14 protein-coding genes are annotated in these 17,288 nt (G+C 72.2%); 4 read left to right on the top strand and 10 right to left on the bottom strand.

Features of this window, described 5'->3' with window-relative positions; genetic code table 11:
• Positions 1–141 precede the first annotated feature (141 nt).
• The 5 genes from mltG to ACFYYN_RS17635 all read right to left on the bottom strand — a co-directional run bounded on the left by mltG (position 142) and on the right by ACFYYN_RS17635 (position 5,838).
• Entirely contained in the window at positions 142–1,842 is a 1,701-nt protein-coding gene (gene mltG, locus ACFYYN_RS17655) for an endolytic transglycosylase MltG (RefSeq protein WP_500546519.1), read from the bottom strand.
• A 135-nt stretch (positions 1,843–1,977) separates the two neighbouring features.
• A complete protein-coding gene (gene ruvX / locus ACFYYN_RS17650; RefSeq protein ID WP_499510782.1) occupies positions 1,978–2,442 on the bottom strand; it encodes a Holliday junction resolvase RuvX in 465 nt (154 codons plus the stop codon).
• Between the two features lie 8 nt (positions 2,443–2,450).
• Positions 2,451–5,120 (bottom strand): alanine--tRNA ligase, encoded by a 2,670-nt coding sequence (gene alaS, locus ACFYYN_RS17645; protein ID WP_500546518.1) that lies wholly within the window; start codon positions 5,118–5,120, stop codon positions 2,451–2,453.
• The gene (locus tag ACFYYN_RS17640; RefSeq protein WP_500324425.1) at positions 5,120–5,410 is read right to left on the bottom strand and encodes a DUF6167 family protein; all 291 of its coding nucleotides are present in this window, start codon (positions 5,408–5,410) and stop codon (positions 5,120–5,122) included. The genes alaS and ACFYYN_RS17640 overlap by 1 nt, the downstream gene beginning before the upstream one ends.
• 5 nt (positions 5,411–5,415) lie before the next feature.
• Positions 5,416–5,838, bottom strand: coding sequence for a DUF948 domain-containing protein (locus ACFYYN_RS17635; protein WP_450385979.1), 423 nt, complete (start codon positions 5,836–5,838; stop codon positions 5,416–5,418).
• 172 nt (positions 5,839–6,010) lie between these two features.
• Here ACFYYN_RS17635 and ACFYYN_RS17630 point away from each other — a divergent pair, with 172 nt between their 5' ends.
• Entirely contained in the window at positions 6,011–8,158 is a 2,148-nt protein-coding gene (locus tag ACFYYN_RS17630) for an ATP-binding protein (RefSeq protein WP_500546517.1), read from the top strand.
• A gap of 98 nt (positions 8,159–8,256) precedes the next feature.
• On the opposite strand, the gene rpsD is transcribed toward ACFYYN_RS17630, so the two are convergent.
• Positions 8,257–8,868 carry a 30S ribosomal protein S4 gene (gene rpsD, locus ACFYYN_RS17625; RefSeq protein WP_018564200.1) on the bottom strand — a complete coding sequence of 204 codons (612 nt, stop codon included), beginning with the start codon at positions 8,866–8,868 and terminating at the stop codon, positions 8,257–8,259.
• A gap of 199 nt (positions 8,869–9,067) precedes the next feature.
• On the opposite strand from rpsD, the gene ACFYYN_RS17620 reads away from it, so the two are divergent.
• Positions 9,068–9,784 (top strand): DUF2470 domain-containing protein, encoded by a 717-nt coding sequence (locus tag ACFYYN_RS17620; protein WP_500546561.1) that lies wholly within the window; start codon positions 9,068–9,070, stop codon positions 9,782–9,784.
• A gap of 52 nt (positions 9,785–9,836) precedes the next feature.
• Here the strand turns inward: ACFYYN_RS17620 and ACFYYN_RS17615 are convergent, their stop codons facing one another.
• The gene (locus tag ACFYYN_RS17615) at positions 9,837–11,186 is read right to left on the bottom strand and encodes a replication-associated recombination protein A (protein ID WP_500324427.1); all 1,350 of its coding nucleotides are present in this window, start codon (positions 11,184–11,186) and stop codon (positions 9,837–9,839) included.
• 44 nt (positions 11,187–11,230) lie between these two features.
• A complete protein-coding gene (locus ACFYYN_RS17610) occupies positions 11,231–11,875 on the bottom strand; it encodes a vitamin K epoxide reductase family protein (RefSeq protein ID WP_500546516.1) in 645 nt (214 codons plus the stop codon).
• 280 nt (positions 11,876–12,155) lie between these two features.
• On the opposite strand from ACFYYN_RS17610, the gene ACFYYN_RS17605 reads away from it, so the two are divergent.
• Both ACFYYN_RS17605 and ACFYYN_RS17600 read left to right on the top strand, forming a co-directional pair.
• Positions 12,156–12,965: an SAM-dependent methyltransferase gene (locus ACFYYN_RS17605; RefSeq protein ID WP_500546515.1), complete on the top strand. Its 810-nt coding sequence runs from the start codon at positions 12,156–12,158 to the stop codon at positions 12,963–12,965.
• Positions 12,962–15,067 (top strand): putative bifunctional diguanylate cyclase/phosphodiesterase, encoded by a 2,106-nt coding sequence (locus ACFYYN_RS17600; protein WP_500546514.1) that lies wholly within the window; start codon positions 12,962–12,964, stop codon positions 15,065–15,067. The genes ACFYYN_RS17605 and ACFYYN_RS17600 overlap by 4 nt, the downstream gene beginning before the upstream one ends.
• Positions 15,068–15,161: 94 nt before the next feature.
• On the opposite strand, the gene hisS is transcribed toward ACFYYN_RS17600, so the two are convergent.
• Both hisS and ACFYYN_RS17590 read right to left on the bottom strand, forming a co-directional pair.
• On the bottom strand, positions 15,162–16,424 hold the full coding sequence (gene hisS, locus ACFYYN_RS17595; protein ID WP_500546513.1) for a histidine--tRNA ligase: 1,263 nt from the start codon (positions 16,422–16,424) through the stop codon (positions 15,162–15,164).
• Between the two features lie 13 nt (positions 16,425–16,437).
• Positions 16,438–17,154, bottom strand: coding sequence for an MBL fold metallo-hydrolase (locus ACFYYN_RS17590; RefSeq protein WP_500324432.1), 717 nt, complete (start codon positions 17,152–17,154; stop codon positions 16,438–16,440).
• Positions 17,155–17,288: the final 134 nt, after the last annotated feature.

Below are 17,288 nucleotides of genomic sequence, written 5' to 3'. Positions count from 1 at the left end.
GGGCCCCCCCCGGGCGGGCGGGGGGCGGGGCCCCCGGGTCGTGGCGGGGCCCAAAAGACCCCCCGGGGCGGGGCGGCGCGGGGCCCGGCCGCGGGGGGCCCCCCGGGGGGGCGGGCCCGGGGGCGGCGCCCCGGCGGCGGCTCAGCCGTTGTGCTTCTTGTCGAACTCCTTGGCGAGCTTGTCGTGCTCCGCGAGCGTCTCCGTGAACTTGGTCGTGTGCCCGTCGAGGGAGATGAAGTAGTACCACTTGCCCGGTTCGGGATCCATGGCCGCGGCCAGCGCCTTCGCTCCGGGGTTGCCGATCGGCCCCGGCGGGAGCCCCCGGTAGTAGTACGTGTTGTAGGCGTCGTCGTAGGTACGGAGCTCCTTGAGCGAGAGGTTGATCTCGCTCTGGTTCTTCAGGTAGTTGTACGTCGAGTCGAACTCGAGCTTGCCGTTGGTCTCGGTGTTGGTCGGCTTGAGGCGGTTGTAGACGACCCGCGACATCTTCCGGAAGTCCTCGTCCGACTTGCCCTCGGCCTGCACCAGGCTGGCCAGGGTGACGACCTGCAGCGGTGACTCCAGCCCCAGTTTCTCGGCCTTCGCCTCCACGTCGTACTTGGTGTACTGCTTCTTGGCGTTGGTGACCATGCTGCGCAGCAGGTCGGCGGGCTTGGTGTCCTTGCCGACGCTGTAGCGGCTCGGCCAGAGGAAGCCCTCCAGCGGATCCTTGATGTCCTTGTTGTCATCAGCCCAGTCGGGCAGCCCGAGCTTGCCGACCTGGTCCTCGGCGACCTTGGCGGTGGCGCCCTTGTCGAGCCCCAGTTTGGCGTCGATGATCGCGTAGATCTGCACGTCGCGCAGGCCCTCGGCGATGACCAGGACGTTCTGCGACTTCGGGTCGAGCATCATCGTGACGGCGCTGGACGCGGCCATCTCCTTGTGCAGGACGTAGACGCCCGCCTGGATGGAGTTGCCCTTGGGGTCCTTGCTGACGGCCGCGGTGAAGGCGTCGACGCTCTTGACCACGCCGGCCTTCTTGAGGATGTTGCCGATCTGGATGCCGCTCGCGCCCTGCGGTACCTCGACCTGGACCTCGCCGCTGCCCTGCCCGGCGAAGTCCGGGGGCGGACCGAAGTTGCTCTGGTAGTAGCGGTAGCCGAACCAGCCGGCCCCTGCGATGCCGCCGCCGAGGACGACCAGCACGACCAGGCACGCCATGCCGGAGCGGCGCTTCTTGCCGCCCTGCCCGGTCTTGCCGCTCCTGCCCGCGCGGCCGCGCCGGTCGTTGCGGCCCGGCTGCGGCTCGTCGTCCTCGTCGTCGTCCGCGCCGGAGAAGAAGGAGTGGTCGTCGGCGGCGCCCCCCTCGTCGTCCCAGAGCGGGGCTTCCTGCTCGGCCGGCCGGGAGCGCTGCGGCCGCTGCGGCTGCTGCGGCTGCTGCTGAGGCTGCTGTTGCGGGGGCTGCTGCTGGTACTGGGGCTGCTGCTCCGGGTAGCGCTGGTCGGGCCGCTGCGGGGGCGGGTAGCCGCCCTGCCCGTAGTAGTCGGGCTGCTGCTGACCGCCGTACCCGTCCTGGCCGTAGCCGGCCGGGGCGCCCCAGGAGTCGTACTGCTGCTGCGGGTCGTACGGGTACTGCTGCTGCTGACCGGTGTCGCCGTAGGGGTCCCAACCGCCCTGCTGCGGGTACTGAGGGTGCTGCTGCTGGTTCTGTGGGTGCTGATGTTGCTGCTGGTACTGGGAATACTGCTGGTGCTGCGGGTGCTGGTGTTGCTGCGGGTGCTGCTGCTGTCCCCATTGGTCACCGAAGAGAGGGTCTTCGGGGTGCCATGCTTCGGAGCCCGGGCTCCGGCCATAGTCAGTCATCGATCCCCTACGGTTCGGTTCGCGAGGCGGCAGCCGGCCGGCGCTTGTGGCGCGGGCGGGAGGGTCCCGACCCGTCGGCACCCACGGATCAGACTGTGGAGCCGCCGTGCTGCGCGGAACGTTACCGTACCGCGATCAGATAAACGGTTCGACGCTCTCGCCCGGCTCTTTACCAGACACCCGTTCGGTCTCGAGGGCGCTCTGGAGGATGACCACGGCCGCCGCCTGGTCGACGACGGAACGTCCCTTCTTGGCCTTGACGCCCGATGCGCGCAGGCCCTGGGTGGCCGTGACGGTGGTCATCCGCTCGTCAACGAGGCGCACCGGAACGGGGGAGATGATCTTCGCCACATCCTGGGCGAACTCGCGGGCCTTGGCCGCGGCCGGCCCCTCCCGCCCGCTGAGCGAGCGGGGCAGGCCGACCAGGACCTCGATCGGCTCGTACTCCTCGATGATCTGCGCGATGCGCCGGCGCGCGGCCGGGACGTCCCGGCCGGGCACCGTCTCGACGGGTGTGGCGATCAGCCCGTCGGGGTCGCACGAGGCGACCCCGATGCGGGCGTCCCCGACGTCGATCGCGATCCTGCGACCCCTGCGCATCGACGACCTCAGGCAGTCTCGGCGACGAGGCGCTGCACGGCGGCGATGGCCTCGCCGACCGCGTCCGCGTTCTGGCCGCCGCCCTGGGCGACGTCCGGCTTGCCGCCACCGCCGCCGCCGAGGGTCTTGGCGGCGGTGCGGACCAGCTCGCCGGCCTTCAGGCCGCGTTCACGGGCCGCCTCGTTGGTGGCGATGACGGTCAGCGGGCGGTCGCCCGCGACGGTGAACAGGGCCACGACGGCGGCGCGGCCGCCGCTGATCCGCTGGCGGACGTCCAGGACGAGCTTGCGCAGGTCGTCGGCGCCGGTGCCGTCCGGCACCTGGCCGGTGACCAGGGCCACACCCTTGACGTCCTGCGCGGAGGCGGCGAGCCCGGCCGCGGCCTGCAGGACCTTCTCGGCGCGGAAGCGCTCGATCTCCTTCTCGGCCTCCTTGAGCTTGGCGAGCATGCCGGAGATCTTCTCCGGGAGCTCCTCCGGACGGCCCTTGACCAGCTGCTGGAGCTGGGCCACGACCGTGTGCTCGCGGGCGAGGAAGTTGTACGCGTCCACGCCGACCAGGGCCTCGACCCGGCGCACGCCGGAGCCGATCGAGGACTCGCCGAGCAGCTTGACCAGGCCCAGCTGGGCGGTGTTGTGGACGTGCGTGCCGCCGCAGAGCTCCTTGGAGTAGTCGCCGATGGTCACCACGCGCACCCGCTCGCCGTACTTCTCGCCGAACTCGGCGATGGCGCCGGCCTTCTTGGCCTCGTCGATGCTCATGATCTCGGCGGTGACGTCGAGTTCGCGGGAGAGCACGGCGTTGATCTTCTGCTCGACGTCGGTCAGCACGCTGCCCGGCACGGCGGCCGGCGAGCCGAAGTCGAAGCGGAAGCGGCCCGGGGAGTTCTCCGAACCGGCCTGGGCGGCGGTGGGGCCGAGCGCGTCGCGCAGCGCCTGGTGGGTGAGGTGGGTGGCGCTGTGGGCGCGGGCGATGGCGCGGCGGCGGCCGAGGTCGATCTTGCCGAACGCGGCGGAGCCGACGGTCACCTCGCCGACCTGGACGCTGCCCTTGTGCACGGTGACGCCGGGCACGGGCTGCTGCACGTCGCGCACCTCGATGACGGCGCCCGACTCGGTGCGGATGCGGCCGGTGTCGGCGAGCTGGCCGCCGCCCTCGGCGTAGAAGGGGGTGCGGTCGAGGATGACCTCGACCTCGTCGCCCTCGTTGGCGGCCGGCGAGGGCACACCGTCGACCAGCAGGCCGACGACACTGGCCTCGCCCTCGTTGTCGGTGTACCCGGTGAAGACGGTACTCCCGGCCGTGTCGGCGATGGAGCGGTACGCCGACATGTCGACATGACCGCTCTTCTTCACCAGGGCGTCGGCCTTGGCGCGGTCCCGCTGTTCCTTCATCAGGCGGCGGAAGCCGTCCTCGTCCACCGACAGGCCCTGCTCGGCGGCCATTTCGAGGGTGAGGTCGATCGGGAAGCCCCAGGTGTCGTGGAGCAGGAAGGCCTTGTCGCCGGAGAGCACACCGGAACCGGCGGACTTGGCCTCGGTGACGGCGGTGTCCAGCACATTGGTGCCGGCCTTCAGCGTCTTGAGGAAGCGGGTCTCCTCGGCGAGGGCGACCGTCTCGATGCGCTTGCGGTCCTCGACGAGCTCCGGGTACTGCTGGCCCATCGTCTTGATGACGGTGTCGACGAGTTCGCCGACCACGGCGTCCGTGGCGCCGAGCAGCCGCATGTTGCGGATGGCGCGGCGCATGATGCGGCGCAGCACGTAGCCGCGGCCCTCGTTGCCGGGGGTGACGCCGTCGCCGATCAGCATGACGGAGGTGCGCATGTGGTCGGCGACCACGCGCAGCGAGACGTCGGAGTCGTGCGCGGCGCCGTAGGCGACGCCGGTGAGCTCGGTGGCCTTGTCGATGACCGCGCGCAGGGTGTCGGTCTCGTACATGTTCTGCACGTCCTGCAGGATCATGGCGAGACGCTCGAGACCGAGACCGGTGTCGATGTTCTGGGCGGGCAGGTCGCCGAGGATCGGGAACTCCTCCTTGCCGGTCCCCTCCCCGCGCTCGTACTGCATGAAGACCAGGTTCCAGATCTCCACGTACCGCTCGTCGTTGACGGCCGGGCCGCCCTCGACGCCGAACTCGGGGCCGCGGTCGTAGTTGATCTCGGAGCACGGCCCGCAGGGGCCGGGGACGCCCATGGACCAGAAGTTGTCCTTCATGCCCAGACGCTGGATGCGCTCGGCGGGCACGCCCACGACCTCGCGCCAGATCTGCTCGGCCTCGTCGTCGTCCTTGTAGACGGTGATCCACAGCCGCTCGGGGTCGAGACCGTAACCGCCGTCCGCCACGGAAGAGGTGAGCAGCTCCCAGGCGAACTTGATGGCGCCTTCCTTGAAGTAGTCGCCGAACGAGAAGTTGCCGCACATCTGGAAGAAGGTGCCGTGGCGGGTGGTCTTGCCGACCTCCTCGATGTCGGGCGTGCGGACGCACTTCTGCACGCTGGTGGCGCGCGGGAAGGGCGGCTTGACCTCACCCAGGAAGTAGGGCTTGAACGGGACCATGCCCGCGGGCACCAGAAGGAGCGTGGGGTCGTCGGCGATGAGCGACGCCGACGGCACGACGGTGTGCCCGCGCTCTTCGAAGAAACGCAGCCAGCGGCGGCGGATTTCTGCCGACTCCATCAGTGTTCGTCCTTCCGGTGGTGGTACGCGATCTCCGGCCGCTGGGCCGGCATGTCGAGGTCGGGGGCCGTACGGCCCAGTTGGTCGTTGAGCTGTTCCTCGCGCTCGGTCATCCCGGCGCGGACGTCCTGCGCGAAGGTGCGCAGCCGGTCCCCGGCCTCGAGGGCCTTGTCGGCCGCCTTCGCCGCGAGGCTCTCAGGGGTCAGGCTGCGGATCTTGCGATGGACCTTGTTGGTGGCCCACACCCCGGCGGCGGCACCGGCGGTGAACCAGAAGGCACGGCGGAACATGCAGGTCAGCCCCTTGACTTACGGCTGCGGGCGGACGGAAGCGTCCGGCCGACGACCACGGTGCGCTTCTTGGCGGCGCCCTTGGCCTGGAGGGTGACCGCGCGCCGCACGCCGTAGCCGAAGGCCGCGACCTTCACGAGGGGGCCTCCGAAGGTGGAGGCGACGGTCGTGGACAGGGCGGAGGCGTTCGCGGTCACCTCGGCGACGTCGGAGGTGATGGTGTCCACGCGGGCCAGCTGGGCGTGGGCGGAACGGACCGCCTCGGAGGCCTCGCCGAGCAGCGGCACGGCCTGGTCGGTCACCTCCGCCACGAGGCGGGTGGCCTGACGGAGCGCCTGCGCGAGCCGCACGAGTGCCACGGCGAGGAACGACACCAGGATCGCCCAGAAGACGGCCACGATGAGGCCGGCCACCTCTCCACCGGACACGCTGCCACTCCCTCGGATCCACCGCGCCAATCAGGTACCGATCAGGTACCGACCTTATCGCGACGGGCAGCACGCTCCGTACCGCATTGCGGGCCGGGGCCGCCCGCCACCGGCCCGGGCGAGGGGGCCCGGACTGTACGTTCCGCTTATTTGACGATACCCTCCGTGACCCATGCGCCATGAGACGACGCCCGGCAACCTGCCGTGCGAGCTGAACCACTTCGTCGGCCGGCGGCGCGAGCTCGACGACGTGGCCCGCCTGCTGGAGCGGGCCCGGATGGTGACGGTGACCGGCGTGGGCGGGGTCGGCAAGACCCGGCTCGCGCTGCGCGCGGCGGCCGGGCTGCGCGCCGGGTTCGCCGACGGGGTCTGGCTGGCCGAGCTGGGGGCCGTACGGGATCCGGGACTGGTGGACCACGCCGTGGCGGACGCGCTCGGCCTGACCGACCACACCACGCGCGGTCCCCGGGCCGCGCTCGGTGCCTTCCTGGCCCGCCGCGAGCTGCTGCTCGTCCTGGACTGCTGCGAACCGCAGGTGGAGGCGGCGGCGGAGCTGGCCGAGGCGATGCTGCGGCGGGCACCGGGACTGCGGTTGCTGGCCACCAGCCGGCAGCCGCTGGGGGTGGCCGGCGAGCACATCGTGGCGCTGGAGCCGCTGGGCGACGCCGACGAGGCGGTGGAGCTGTTCGCCGACCGGGCGGCCGCGGTGCTGCCGGGCTTCACCGTGGACGGGGGCAATCGGGCCGAGGTGGAGGAGCTCTGCCGCCACCTGGACGGCATCCCGCTGGCGCTGGAACTGGCGGCGGGCCGCGTGCGGGCGCTGTCGGTGCGGCAGATCATCGGGCGGCTGGACGACCGCTTCCGGCTGCTCACCCGGCGCGGCGGCACGGGCGGTCCCGAACGCCACCGCGCGCTGCGCACCACGATCGGGTGGAGCCACGAGCTGTGCACCCCGCGCGAACGGCTGCTGTGGGCACGGCTGTCGGTGTTCGCCGGGGACTTCGACCTCGACGCGGCCGAGTACGTGTGCGCGGGCGGCGAGGTGACCGCCGACGCGATGGTGGACCTGCTGGCGGACCTGGTGGACAAGTCGGTGGTGCTGCGCCGCGAGGACGCGGGCGTGGTGCGCTACCTGCTGCTGGACACCGTGCGCGAGTACGGGCTGGGCTGGCTGCGCGAGCTGGGCGAGGAACGGCGGCTGCGGACCCGGCACCGCGACTGGTACCTGGGGTTCGCCACCTGGGGCGAGATGGAGTGGTTCGGCGCGCGGCAGGAGGAGATCTCGGCCGGCACCGAGCGGGAGCTGGCCAACCTGCGGGCCGCGCTGGAGTTCTCCCTGGAGGTCCCCGAGGAGCTGCGGACCGGGCAGTACCTGGCGGCGAGCCTGTGGTTCTTCTGGGTCGGCTGCGGCCGGCTCGCCGAGGGCAGGTACTGGCTGGAGCGCGCGCTGGCGGCCGACCACGAGCCCACCGGTCAGCGCGCCAAGGCGCTGTGGGTGTGCGGTTACGTCTCGATCCTCCAGGGCGACGGCACCGCGGCGCTGGGCATGCTGTACGAGTGCCGGGAGCAGGCACTGGCCACCGGCGACGCGACGGCGGTGGCGTACGCGGTCCACCGCATGGGGTGCGGGGCGCTGCTCAGCGACGACCTGCCGCGCGCCAAGGCGCTGTTCGAGGAGGCGCTGGGGCACTACCGGACGCTGGGCGAGCTCAACAGCAACGTCATCATGGCCGAGGTCGAGCTGGCGATGGCGGTGGCCTTCGAGGGGGACCTGGAGGGCGGGATCGAGCTCTGCGAGCACATCCGCGAGGTCTGCGAGGACCACGGGGAGCGCTGGGCGCTGGCGTACGCGCTCTACACGCGGGCGGTCATCGCCTGGTGGCAGGACGACCCCGTGCTCGCCGCCGAGCTGGCGGCCGAGTGCGTGCGGATCAACCACGCCTTCCGCGACATGGTGGGCATCGTGCTCGGCATCGAGCTGCTCGCGCTGCTGCGGGTCCCGGGGGACGCCCGGGAGGCGGCGGTGCTGCAGGGCGCGGCGGGCGGCATCTGGCGGCTCGTCGGGCTGCCGGTGTTCGGCTCGCGCCACTTCGGCATCCCCCACCAGCGCTGCGAGGAACTGGCCCGCGCCGAGCTGGGCCGGGTCGGCTACGAGGGGGCGTACGCCGAGGGGGGCGTCCTCGACCTGGACGCGGCCGTCGCCCGGGCCCTGACCGGGCTGCCTCCGACACGCACCGGCCCGCGTCCGCCCCGCGGTCCCGTGCCACCCGCCGATTCGCTGCCCGCGGGCGCGCCGCTCGGCCGGTCCGCCCAGGACTGACCGGGGCGAGCAGGGTCGCCCCGGGCACGCGAAAGCCCCGGCGCCCCGCCGGAAGGGCGGGGCGCCGGGGCTGACGTGCGTGCCGGGTGGGGCAGGCGTCAGCGAGCGTAGTACTCGACGACGAGCTGCTCGTCGCAGATCACGGGGACCTCACGACGGTTCGGCAGACGGTCCAGGCGGAAGGCCAGCGCCTGCAGGTTGACCTGCAGGTACTTCGGGGTCTCGCCCTCGCCGGCCCAGCCGCCCTCACGGGCGACCTGGAACGGGGTCTTGGCGCGGGAGCGCTCGCGGACCATCACGACGTCGTCGGGGGTGACGCGGAACGACGGCTTGTCGACCTTGTGGCCGTTGACCTCGATGTGGCCGTGGACGACCATCTGGCGGGCCTGGTAGATCGTGCGGGCCAGGCCGGCGCGCAGGACGAGGGCGTCCAGGCGGCGCTCGAGCTCGACGATCAGGGCCTCGCCGGTCTTGCCGCTGACCTTGCGGGCGCGGTCGTAGGCACGGGCCATCTGGCGCTCGGAGATGTCGTACTGCGCGCGCAGCCGCTGCTTCTCCAGCAGTCGGACCTTGTAGTCACTGTTCTGCTTGCGGCCACGGCCGTGCTCGCCCGGCGGGTAGGGACGGGCCTCGAAGTACTTGACGGCCTTCGGCGTCAGGGCGATGCCGAGTGCACGCGACTTCTTGACCTTGGGACGCGACTGGTTCACGTTTCCCAGACCTCCATGTAAGTTAGGTAAGGCTTACCTTAGCGAAGGAGATCGTATGTCTCGCCCTGGGAACACCACGCGCATCACGGACGGAATGGACGCCACGCAGGGCGCCGCCGACGCCACGGCGGGCGCCGACTTGACGGGGGTCCGATCAGCTCATGGTCAGCCGCGTCCCAGCGGGCATGAAACCGCCCGACTGCCGTCAGCAGCCGAGCGCACACGAACTCTCGTACAGAGTACCGCCTCCGCCATCCTGGTGATTCCCGGCCTGGTGCCCGACCTCCCCGAGCTCATGGTCCCGGACGAGCGGATCGTGGGCACCGACGGTGACCTGTTCCTGCTGTTCCCCGCGGAATCGCCCGCCGTACGGGCCGCCACGCACGCCGAGGACGACGACCTCACGGCTGTGCTCGACATCACTGACGTCGCCCCGGTCGCGGCGCCCGGACGCATCCGCGGCCGCGCCTGGATCGCCGGCTGGCTCACCGTCGCGCGAGACCTGCCGGCCCCGGCCGGGAAGGTGCGGCTGCGGCTGGAGGTCGGCGAGGCGTCGCTGGACGACCTGTGGGGCGCGGAGCAGGTGGAGCCGGACGAGTTCGCCGCGGCCCGTCCCGACCCGCTGGTCGAGCACGAGGCGGAGCTGCTGCAGCACCTGGCGGCCGCCCACGCCGACCAGGTGGGCTGGCTGTGCGCGCTCGCCGGCGGCACCGGCGCCTGCCGCAGCACGCCGACGACCGCGGTGCCGCTCGCACTGGACCGCTTCGGGCTGCGGGTGCGCTTCACCGGCGAGGACGGCACCTTCGACGCGCGCTTCGAGTTCCCGGAGCCCGTACGGGGCCACGCCGACCTGCACCGGGCCATGCACACGCTCTTCGACGCCGCGCAGGAGGCCGCGGCCGCACAGGAGCACTGACACGACCTCGGCGGCCCCGACCCCGGCGCACCCGGCCCCAGCGGGCGTGGCGCTACTCCCCCGCCAGCCGCTCCCTGACCCGTTCCAGGACGTCGGCGTAGCGGGCCTCGGCGCCGTAGCGCGTCGGCTCGTAGTAGCGCCGGCCGTGGATCTCGTCCGGCGCGTACTGCTGGGCGGCGATGGCGCCGGGCAGATCGTGCGGGTACTGGTAGCCCTGGCCGTGCCCGAGTTTCGCGGCGCCCTTGTAGTGGCTGTCGCGCAGGTGCGCAGGGACCGGCCCCGCCTTGCCCGCGCGTACGTCGGCGAGCGCGGCCCCGATGGCCGTCGTCGCCGCGTTGGACTTGGGGGCCAGGGCGAGCGCGATCGTGGCGTGGCTGAGGGTCAGCGCGGCCTCCGGGAAGCCGATCATCGCCACCGCCTGGGCCGCGGCGACCGCCGTGGGCAGCGCGGTCGGGTCGGCCAGGCCGATGTCCTCGCTCGCGGAGATCATCAGCCGGCGGGCGATGAACCGCGGGTCCTCCCCCGCCTCGATCATGCGGGCCAGGTAGTGCAGGGCGGCGTCCACGTCCGAACCGCGGATGGACTTGATCAGGGCGCTGGCCACGTCGTAGTGCTGGTCGCCGTCGCGGTCGTACTTCACGGCGGCGCGGTCGACGGTCTCCTCGAGGGTGCTCAGGGAGATCTCCGGCTCGCCCTTCGCCAGGGCCGCGCCCGCGCCGGCCTCCAGGGCGGTCAGCGCCCGGCGGGCGTCCCCGCCGGCGATCCGCAGCAGGTGCTCCTCGGTGTCCTCGGGCAGCGTGACCGCGCCCTTGAGCCCGCGCTCGTCGGCGAGCGCCCGCCGCAGCAGGCCGCGCAGGTCGTCGTCGGTCAGGGGCTCCAGGGTGAGCAGCAGGGACCGGGACAGCAGCGGGGAGATGATCGAGAAGTACGGGTTCTCGGTGGTGGCGGCGATCAGGGTGACCCAGCGGTTCTCGACGGCGGGGAGCAGGGAGTCCTGCTGGGCCTTGCTGAACCGGTGGATCTCGTCCAGGAAGAGCACGGTGTCGCGGCCGTAGCCGCCGGACTCGCGCTTGGCGCTCTCGATGACCGCGCGGACCTCCTTGACGCCCGCGGTGATCGCCGACAGCTCGACGAAGCGCTTGTTGGTGGCGTGGCTGACGACGTAGGCGAGGGTCGTCTTGCCGATGCCCGGCGGACCCCAGAGGATCACCGAGGACGGTCCCGCCGGTCCGCCGCCGCCCTCGCCGACCAGGCGCCGCAGCGGCGACCCGGGCCTGAGCAGATGGCCCTGCCCCACGACCTCGTCGAGGGTGCGCGGGCGCATCCGTACGGCCAGGGGGCTGCCTCCGGGCTCCCTCGACTGGCGTTCCTCTGCGGCGGCGGTGAACAGGTCGGGCTCCACGGCAAGGAAGCCTATGTCACGGCACCGACACCGCGGCCCCGCCGTCAGATCAGGGTGCTCCAGTACGTCCACCAGCGGGTCAGGATCGCCACCGCGATCACGCCGTACCAGAGGACGGGGACGACCCAGTGGAACTCCAGCACCAGGTCCCGGACACGGGCGGGCGCCGGGATGATCTCGTGCTTGAGGTTGTGGACGAGGGTGTACCAGAACAGCGCGATGGTGACGACCCACGCCAGCGAGCACCACAGGCACAGCGAGCCGATGTTGTACAGCGACTGGTACTGCAGCCATGTGACGAAGCCGACGCCGAAGAGCGTCCCGGCCTGCAGTCCGAGCCAGAACCAGCGACGGTAGCGGGCGCCGGCGAGCATTCCCACGGCGAGGGCGATGACGACCGGGTAGGCGACCATGCCGATCATCGGGTTGGGGAAGCCGAAGGCGTGCGCCTGCTCGCTCTTCATGATGTTGCCGCAGGAGATGATCGGGTTCAGGCTGCAGCCGGGGACGAAGTTCGGGTCCTCCAGCAGCTTGAACTTGTCGATCGTGATGACCCACGAGGCGAGCAGGCCGAGCGCACCGCAGACCACGAGCAGCCAGGTGAAGGCCCTGCCCGCGCCGACGAGCCCGTCCGTGGACTCCTGGCTCCCGCCGTCGGTGCGAGCCGTGTCAACCACCGTAGTCACCATGTCGCCGTTTCCGTGGGTCGGGGATGTGCCGCACTGCCCAACGCGTCGAACCTGCCGGAAGTGCCGGGTCCCATGGTGCCGTGTCACCCGCGCGAGCGACAACGGCCGGGCGGGAGGGCGGAATTCTGCTGCTCTTCGTGTCGCAGCCGTCGCGCCGTGTTACCAGCCGCCGCGCAGGCACGATGGACCGCACCCTCCAAAAATGCGCACACATAAGACATATAGGATTCTCAGAGGACCCGGAGATCCGAGGATCCACTTCGACGGGGAGAGGTGCCCCATGCGTCGACCCGAGTGGGTGCCCGCAGGGACGGACGTCGAGACGCCGAACGCCGCCCGGGTCTACGACTACTACCTGGGCGGATCCCACAACTTCGAGGCCGACCGCGACATGGCGCGGCAGGCCATGGCGCTGTGGCCCGACCTGCCGGTGATCATGCGTGCCAACCGCGCCTTCCTCCGCCGCGCGGTCCAGCACCTCGCCGGCCTGGGCATCACCCGCTTCCTGGACATCGGCTCCGGGATCCCGACCTTCGGCGCCGTGCACGAGGTCGCGCGGGCCGTCCACCCGGAAGCACGCGTGGTGTACGTCGATCTGGACCCGATCGCGGTGGCCCACAGCCGCCTGCTGCTCCAGGACGACCCGCTGAGCGCCATGGTGATGGCCGACATGACCGACACCGGCGACCTGCTCTCCCGGCCCGAGGTCACCGCGCTGCTGGCACCCGGGGAACCGGTGGCGGTGCTGCTGGTGGCGATGCTCCACTTCGTCACCGACGCCGAGGACCCCGCCAAGATCGTGGGCGCGCTGCGCGACGCCGTACCGCCCGGCAGCCATCTGGTGCTCACCCACGCCTCCCGGGACAGCCGCCCCGAGCAGGCGGACTCGCTGGCGGAGCTGTACGCCCGGCGCACCACGACGCCACTGGTCATGCGGACCAGGAAGGACGTGACGGCGTTCTTCGACGGCTGGGACATCCTGCCGCCGGGCCTGGTGTGGCTGCCCGAGTGGCGCCCGGAGGGCCCCGAGTCGGTGGGGCCGCATCCGGAGTGGATGTCGGGCCTGGCCGGCGTGGGGAGGCGGCCGTGAGCCAGTCGCCGTCGCCCGTCGCGGGACCCGCCCCGGACTTCGCGGACGCCTGGTCGCACCTGCTGCGTTCCGGCCCGGGGCTCGCCCTGCCCCCGTTGACCCTGCACCGGGTGGCCGCCACGACCGCGGAGCTGCTCGGGCGGGCGCTGGGCGACCCCACGTGCGACACCGCGCAAGCGGAACGGGCCGGCATGCTGCTGGTGGAGGCCCACTTCACCGACCCGGAGATCCTGGCGGCCGCCGTGGCGCTGCTGCAGATCCAGCCGGCTGCTCCCGACCGGGTGCCGGTGGTGGCCGGCGCCTTCGCCTCCGGCTGGGCCGCGGCGCTGCGCGAGCGGACGCTGCGCGAGCAGGAGGCGATCCAGCGCGCGGCCTTCCGTGCCCGTGAGGACGCCGAGCGGGCCCGGCACGCCTCGGAGGCCCGGTTCCGCGCCCTGTTCGAGCACGCCGCCATCGGCATCGGCATCGCGGACGTGGACGGCACGATCGTGCAGTTCAACCAGGCGCTCCGGGATCTGCTCGGGGCCCGCCAGGAGGACCTGCGGGGCCGCCGGGTCACCGAGCTGGTGCACCCCGAGGATGCCCCGGGCGTGTGGGAGGCGTACGACGACCTGGTCAACGGCCGCCGTGAGCGGTTCCAGTGCGACAAGCCGTACTACCGGCGCGACGGCGAGGTGGTGTGGACCCACCTGACCGTCTCGCTGATCCGCGACGAACACGGCGAGCCCCGCTACCAGGTGGCGATGGTCGAGGACATCACCGACCGCTACCGGCTGCAGGAGCGGCTGCGTCACCAGGCCACCCACGACCCGCTGACCGGGCTGCCCAACCGCACGGCGTTCTTCGAGCGGCTGGAGGGCCTCTTCGAGCAGCCGCAGCCCGGCGCCCGCTTCGGCCTGTGCTACGTCGACCTCGACGGCTTCAAGGTCGTCAACGACAGCCTCGGTCACGGGACCGGGGACCAGTTGCTGACGGCCGTGGCCGAGCGGCTGGACGCCGCGCTCGCCCCGCTGGGGCACCTGGTCGCCCGGCTGGGCGGGGACGAGTTCGTGGTGCTGCTGGAGGAGTGCCGCGGCGACCAGGAGGCGGTGGCGGTCGCCAAGCTCGTCCTGACCACGCTCGCGCGGCCCTTCCTCGTGGGCGGCCAGCAGCTGACGATCGGCGCGAGCGTCGGGGTGCTGGCGCAGCGGATCGCCGCCACGACCCCGGGGGCGGCGGTGCGGGCGGCGGATCTGACGCTGTACCGCTCCAAGGAGGCCGGCCGCGGCCGCTGGACGCTCTTCGACCCCCGGCACAACGCGCGCGCCGTGAGCCGGTACGCCATCTCCGTACGGCTGCCGGTGGCGCTGGACCGCGGGGAGTTCTTCATCGACTACCAGCCGCTGTGCTCGCTAGCCGACGGCTCCCTGGCGGCGGTGGAGGCGCTGGTGCGGTGGCGTCACCCGCAGTTCGGGGTGCTGGGGCCGGACGAGTTCGTGGGGACGGCGGAGGAGACCGGGCTGATCATGCCGCTGGGCCGGTGGATCCTGGAGCGGGCGGTCGGGCAGGCGGCCGCCTGGGTGCGGCGCTACGGGGAGGCGGCCCCGCAGATCAACGTCAACCTGGCGGTCCGTCAGATCCGCAACCCCGGCCTGGTGCACGACGTCACGTCGATCCTGGAGAGCACCGGGCTCGAACCCGGGCGTCTGGAGCTGGAGATCACCGAGAGCGCCGTGATCGGGCCCGAGGACGAGTCGCTGCGCGCCCTGCAGGCGATCGCCGACGCCGGGGTCTCACTGGCCGTCGACGACTTCGGCACCGGCTGGTCGAACCTCGCCTACCTGAGGGACCTTCCGGTGTCCGGGCTGAAGATCGCCGGCGCGTTCGTCACCGATCCCCACCGCGCCGGAACGGACGACCCGGTGGGCTGGCGGATCGTCGGCGGGCTGGTGTCGCTGGCGCACGCGCTCGGCCTCACGGTCACCGCCGAGGGCGTGGAGAGTTCCCAGCACGCCCGGCGGCTGCGCTCACTGGGCTGCGACTGGGGCCAGGGCTGGTACTTCGGGCGGCCGATGCGGCCGGAGCGGATCGCCCGGTGGATCGAGCGGGGACGGCCGGAGTGACCCGCGGCCGGGAGGCCGGTGGCCGACGGCCGGTGCGCGCGCACGGCGCGGCCGGCCGGTGGGGACACCGGCCGGCCGCGTGACCGCCGGACGGTCAGACGAGCCGCTCGCGCACGGCCGCGACGACGCCGTCGAGCGGCACCGCGCTCTGCTCGCCGCTCTCCAGGTCCTTCACCTGCACGACGCCCTCGGCGAGGTCGCGCTCGCCGGCGACGATCGCCAGGCGCGCTCCCGAACGGTTGGCGGACTTCATCGCGTTCTTCAGCCCCTTGCCGCCGAAGGCGAAGTCCGTGGCGACGCCCGCCCGGCGCAGCTCGGTGACCACCGCGAACAGCACCCGGCGGGCCTCCTCGCCCATCGGCACGGCGAACACCTGCGTGGCAGCGGGCAGTTCGAGCTCGATGCCCTCGGCCTCCAGGGCCAGCACCGTACGGTCCACGCCCAGCGCCCAGCCCACCGACGGCAGCGCGGGGCCGCCGATCATCTCGGACAGGCCGTCGTAGCGGCCGCCGCCGCCGACCGCGGACTGCGAGCCGAGGCCGTCGTGCACGAACTCGAAGGTGGTGCGGGTGTAGTAGTCCAGACCGCGCACCAGCTTCGGGTCGTCCTCGTAGGCCACGGCCGCGGCCGTCAGCAGCTCGCGCACCTGCTCGTGGTAGGCCTTGCAGGCCTCGCACAGGTGGTCGCGCATCATCGGGGCCCCGACGAGCTGCTTCTGCACGCTGTCGCGCTTGTCGTCCAGGACGCGCAGCGGGTTGATCTCGATCCGGCGCCGGGTGTCCTCGTCGAGGTCGAGACCGCGCAGGAAGTCCTGGAGGGCGGCCCGGTAGACCGGACGGCACTCGCGGTCGCCCAGCGAGTTGAGCAGCAGGCGGAAGTCACGCAGCCCCAGCGAGCGGTAGGCGTCCACGGCCAGGATGATCAACTCGGCGTCCAGCGCCGGGTCCTCGGCGCCGATCGCCTCGGCGCCGACCTGGGAGAAGTGGCGGTAACGCCCGGCCTGCGGCCGCTCGTAGCGGTAGTACGAGCCGGAGTACCAGAGCTTGACCGGCAGGTTGCCGGCCTTGTGCAGGTTGGCCTCCAGCGCGGCGCGCAGCACGGAGGCGGTGCCCTCGGGGCGCAGCGCGAGGTTCGTGCCGCCCTTGGTGGTGAGGGTGTACATCTCCTTGGTCACGATGTCGGTGGACTCGCCGACGCCGCGGGAGAAGAGCTCGACCTGCTCGAAGCCGGGGGTCTCGACGTAGCCGTAGCCGGCCCGCCGCAGCGGCGCGGCCAGCGCCTCGCGGACCGCCAGGAACACGGCGGAATCGGGCGGCAGGAGGTCATAGGTGCCCTTGGGGGCCTGGAAGGTGCTCACAGGAGGTCTCTCGTCACATTCCTCGTCGCGGAGGGGCAGGGTGGTCGTCCCCTCCGAGGCCGCGGGCCACCTCCGCCAGGTACGGGTTGGTGGCGCGCTCACGGCCGATGGTCGTCTGGGGTCCGTGGCCGGACAGCACCACGGTCGAGTCGTCGAGCGGCAGGCACACACGGGCCAGCGACACGAACAGCTCGTCCATGGAACCGCCGGGCAGATCGGTGCGGCCGACGGAGCCGGCGAACAGCAGGTCGCCCGAGAAGAACACCGAGGGGATCTCGGCGGTCTCGGGGAGCCTGAAGGTCACCGACCCCTCGGTATGGCCGGGCGCGTGCGCCACGGACAGCTCGAGACCGGCGAGCTCCAGCGTGCTGCCGTCGGTGAGCTCCTTCAGGTCGTCGGGCTCGCCGATGGTCAGTTCGCCGAGCAGCTGCGCGCCGATCGAGCGGCCGAGCGCCTTCTCCGGGTCGTTCAGCATGTAGCGGTCCCGGGGGTGGATCCAGGCCGGGACGCCATGGGCCCCGCAGACCGGGACGACCGAGGCCGTGTGGTCGAGATGGCCGTGGGTGAGGATGACGGCGACGGGCTTGAGACGGTGTTTGGCGAGCGTGTCCTCGACGCCCTGGGCCGCTTCGTGGCCCGGGTCGATGATCACGCACTCCTCACCGGCGGCGGGGGCGACCACGTAGCAGTTGGTGCCCCAGGCCCCGGCGGGGAACCCGGCAATGAGCACGTTCGTCCTTCTGTCGGCAGTCGTTCTCGGCAGGTCGTACCGCACGATGGCGGTCCCACGAGCCTACCGGCGCCGACGCGGCCATCGCGAACCAGTAACGTCGCTGGACTGGGGGGCGCGCCGGGCGCGAAGAT

It is taken from the genome of Streptomyces sp. NPDC001902, assembly GCF_042891295.1.
Classification (GTDB): domain Bacteria; phylum Actinomycetota; class Actinomycetes; order Streptomycetales; family Streptomycetaceae; genus Actinacidiphila.
The sequence above is the reverse complement of the archived record's forward strand: the minus strand, read 5'-3'. Positions and strand labels throughout refer to the sequence as shown.

Bases quoted from the DNA above. Each gene is read 5' to 3' on its own strand.
- ACFYYN_RS17630 (WP_500546517.1), top strand. From the start codon at position 6,011: ATGCGCCATGAGACGACGCCCGGCAACCTGCCGTGCGAGCTGAACCAC.
- ACFYYN_RS17610 (WP_500546516.1), bottom strand. From the start codon at position 11,875: ATGGTGACTACGGTGGTTGACACGGCTCGCACCGACGGCGGGAGCCAG.
- ruvX (WP_499510782.1), bottom strand. From the start codon at position 2,442: ATGCGCAGGGGTCGCAGGATCGCGATCGACGTCGGGGACGCCCGCATC.
- alaS (WP_500546518.1), bottom strand. From the start codon at position 5,120: ATGGAGTCGGCAGAAATCCGCCGCCGCTGGCTGCGTTTCTTCGAAGAG.
- ACFYYN_RS17640 (WP_500324425.1), bottom strand. From the start codon at position 5,410: ATGTTCCGCCGTGCCTTCTGGTTCACCGCCGGTGCCGCCGCCGGGGTG.
- mltG (WP_500546519.1), bottom strand. From the start codon at position 1,842: ATGACTGACTATGGCCGGAGCCCGGGCTCCGAAGCATGGCACCCCGAA.
- ACFYYN_RS17605 (WP_500546515.1), top strand. From the start codon at position 12,156: ATGCGTCGACCCGAGTGGGTGCCCGCAGGGACGGACGTCGAGACGCCG.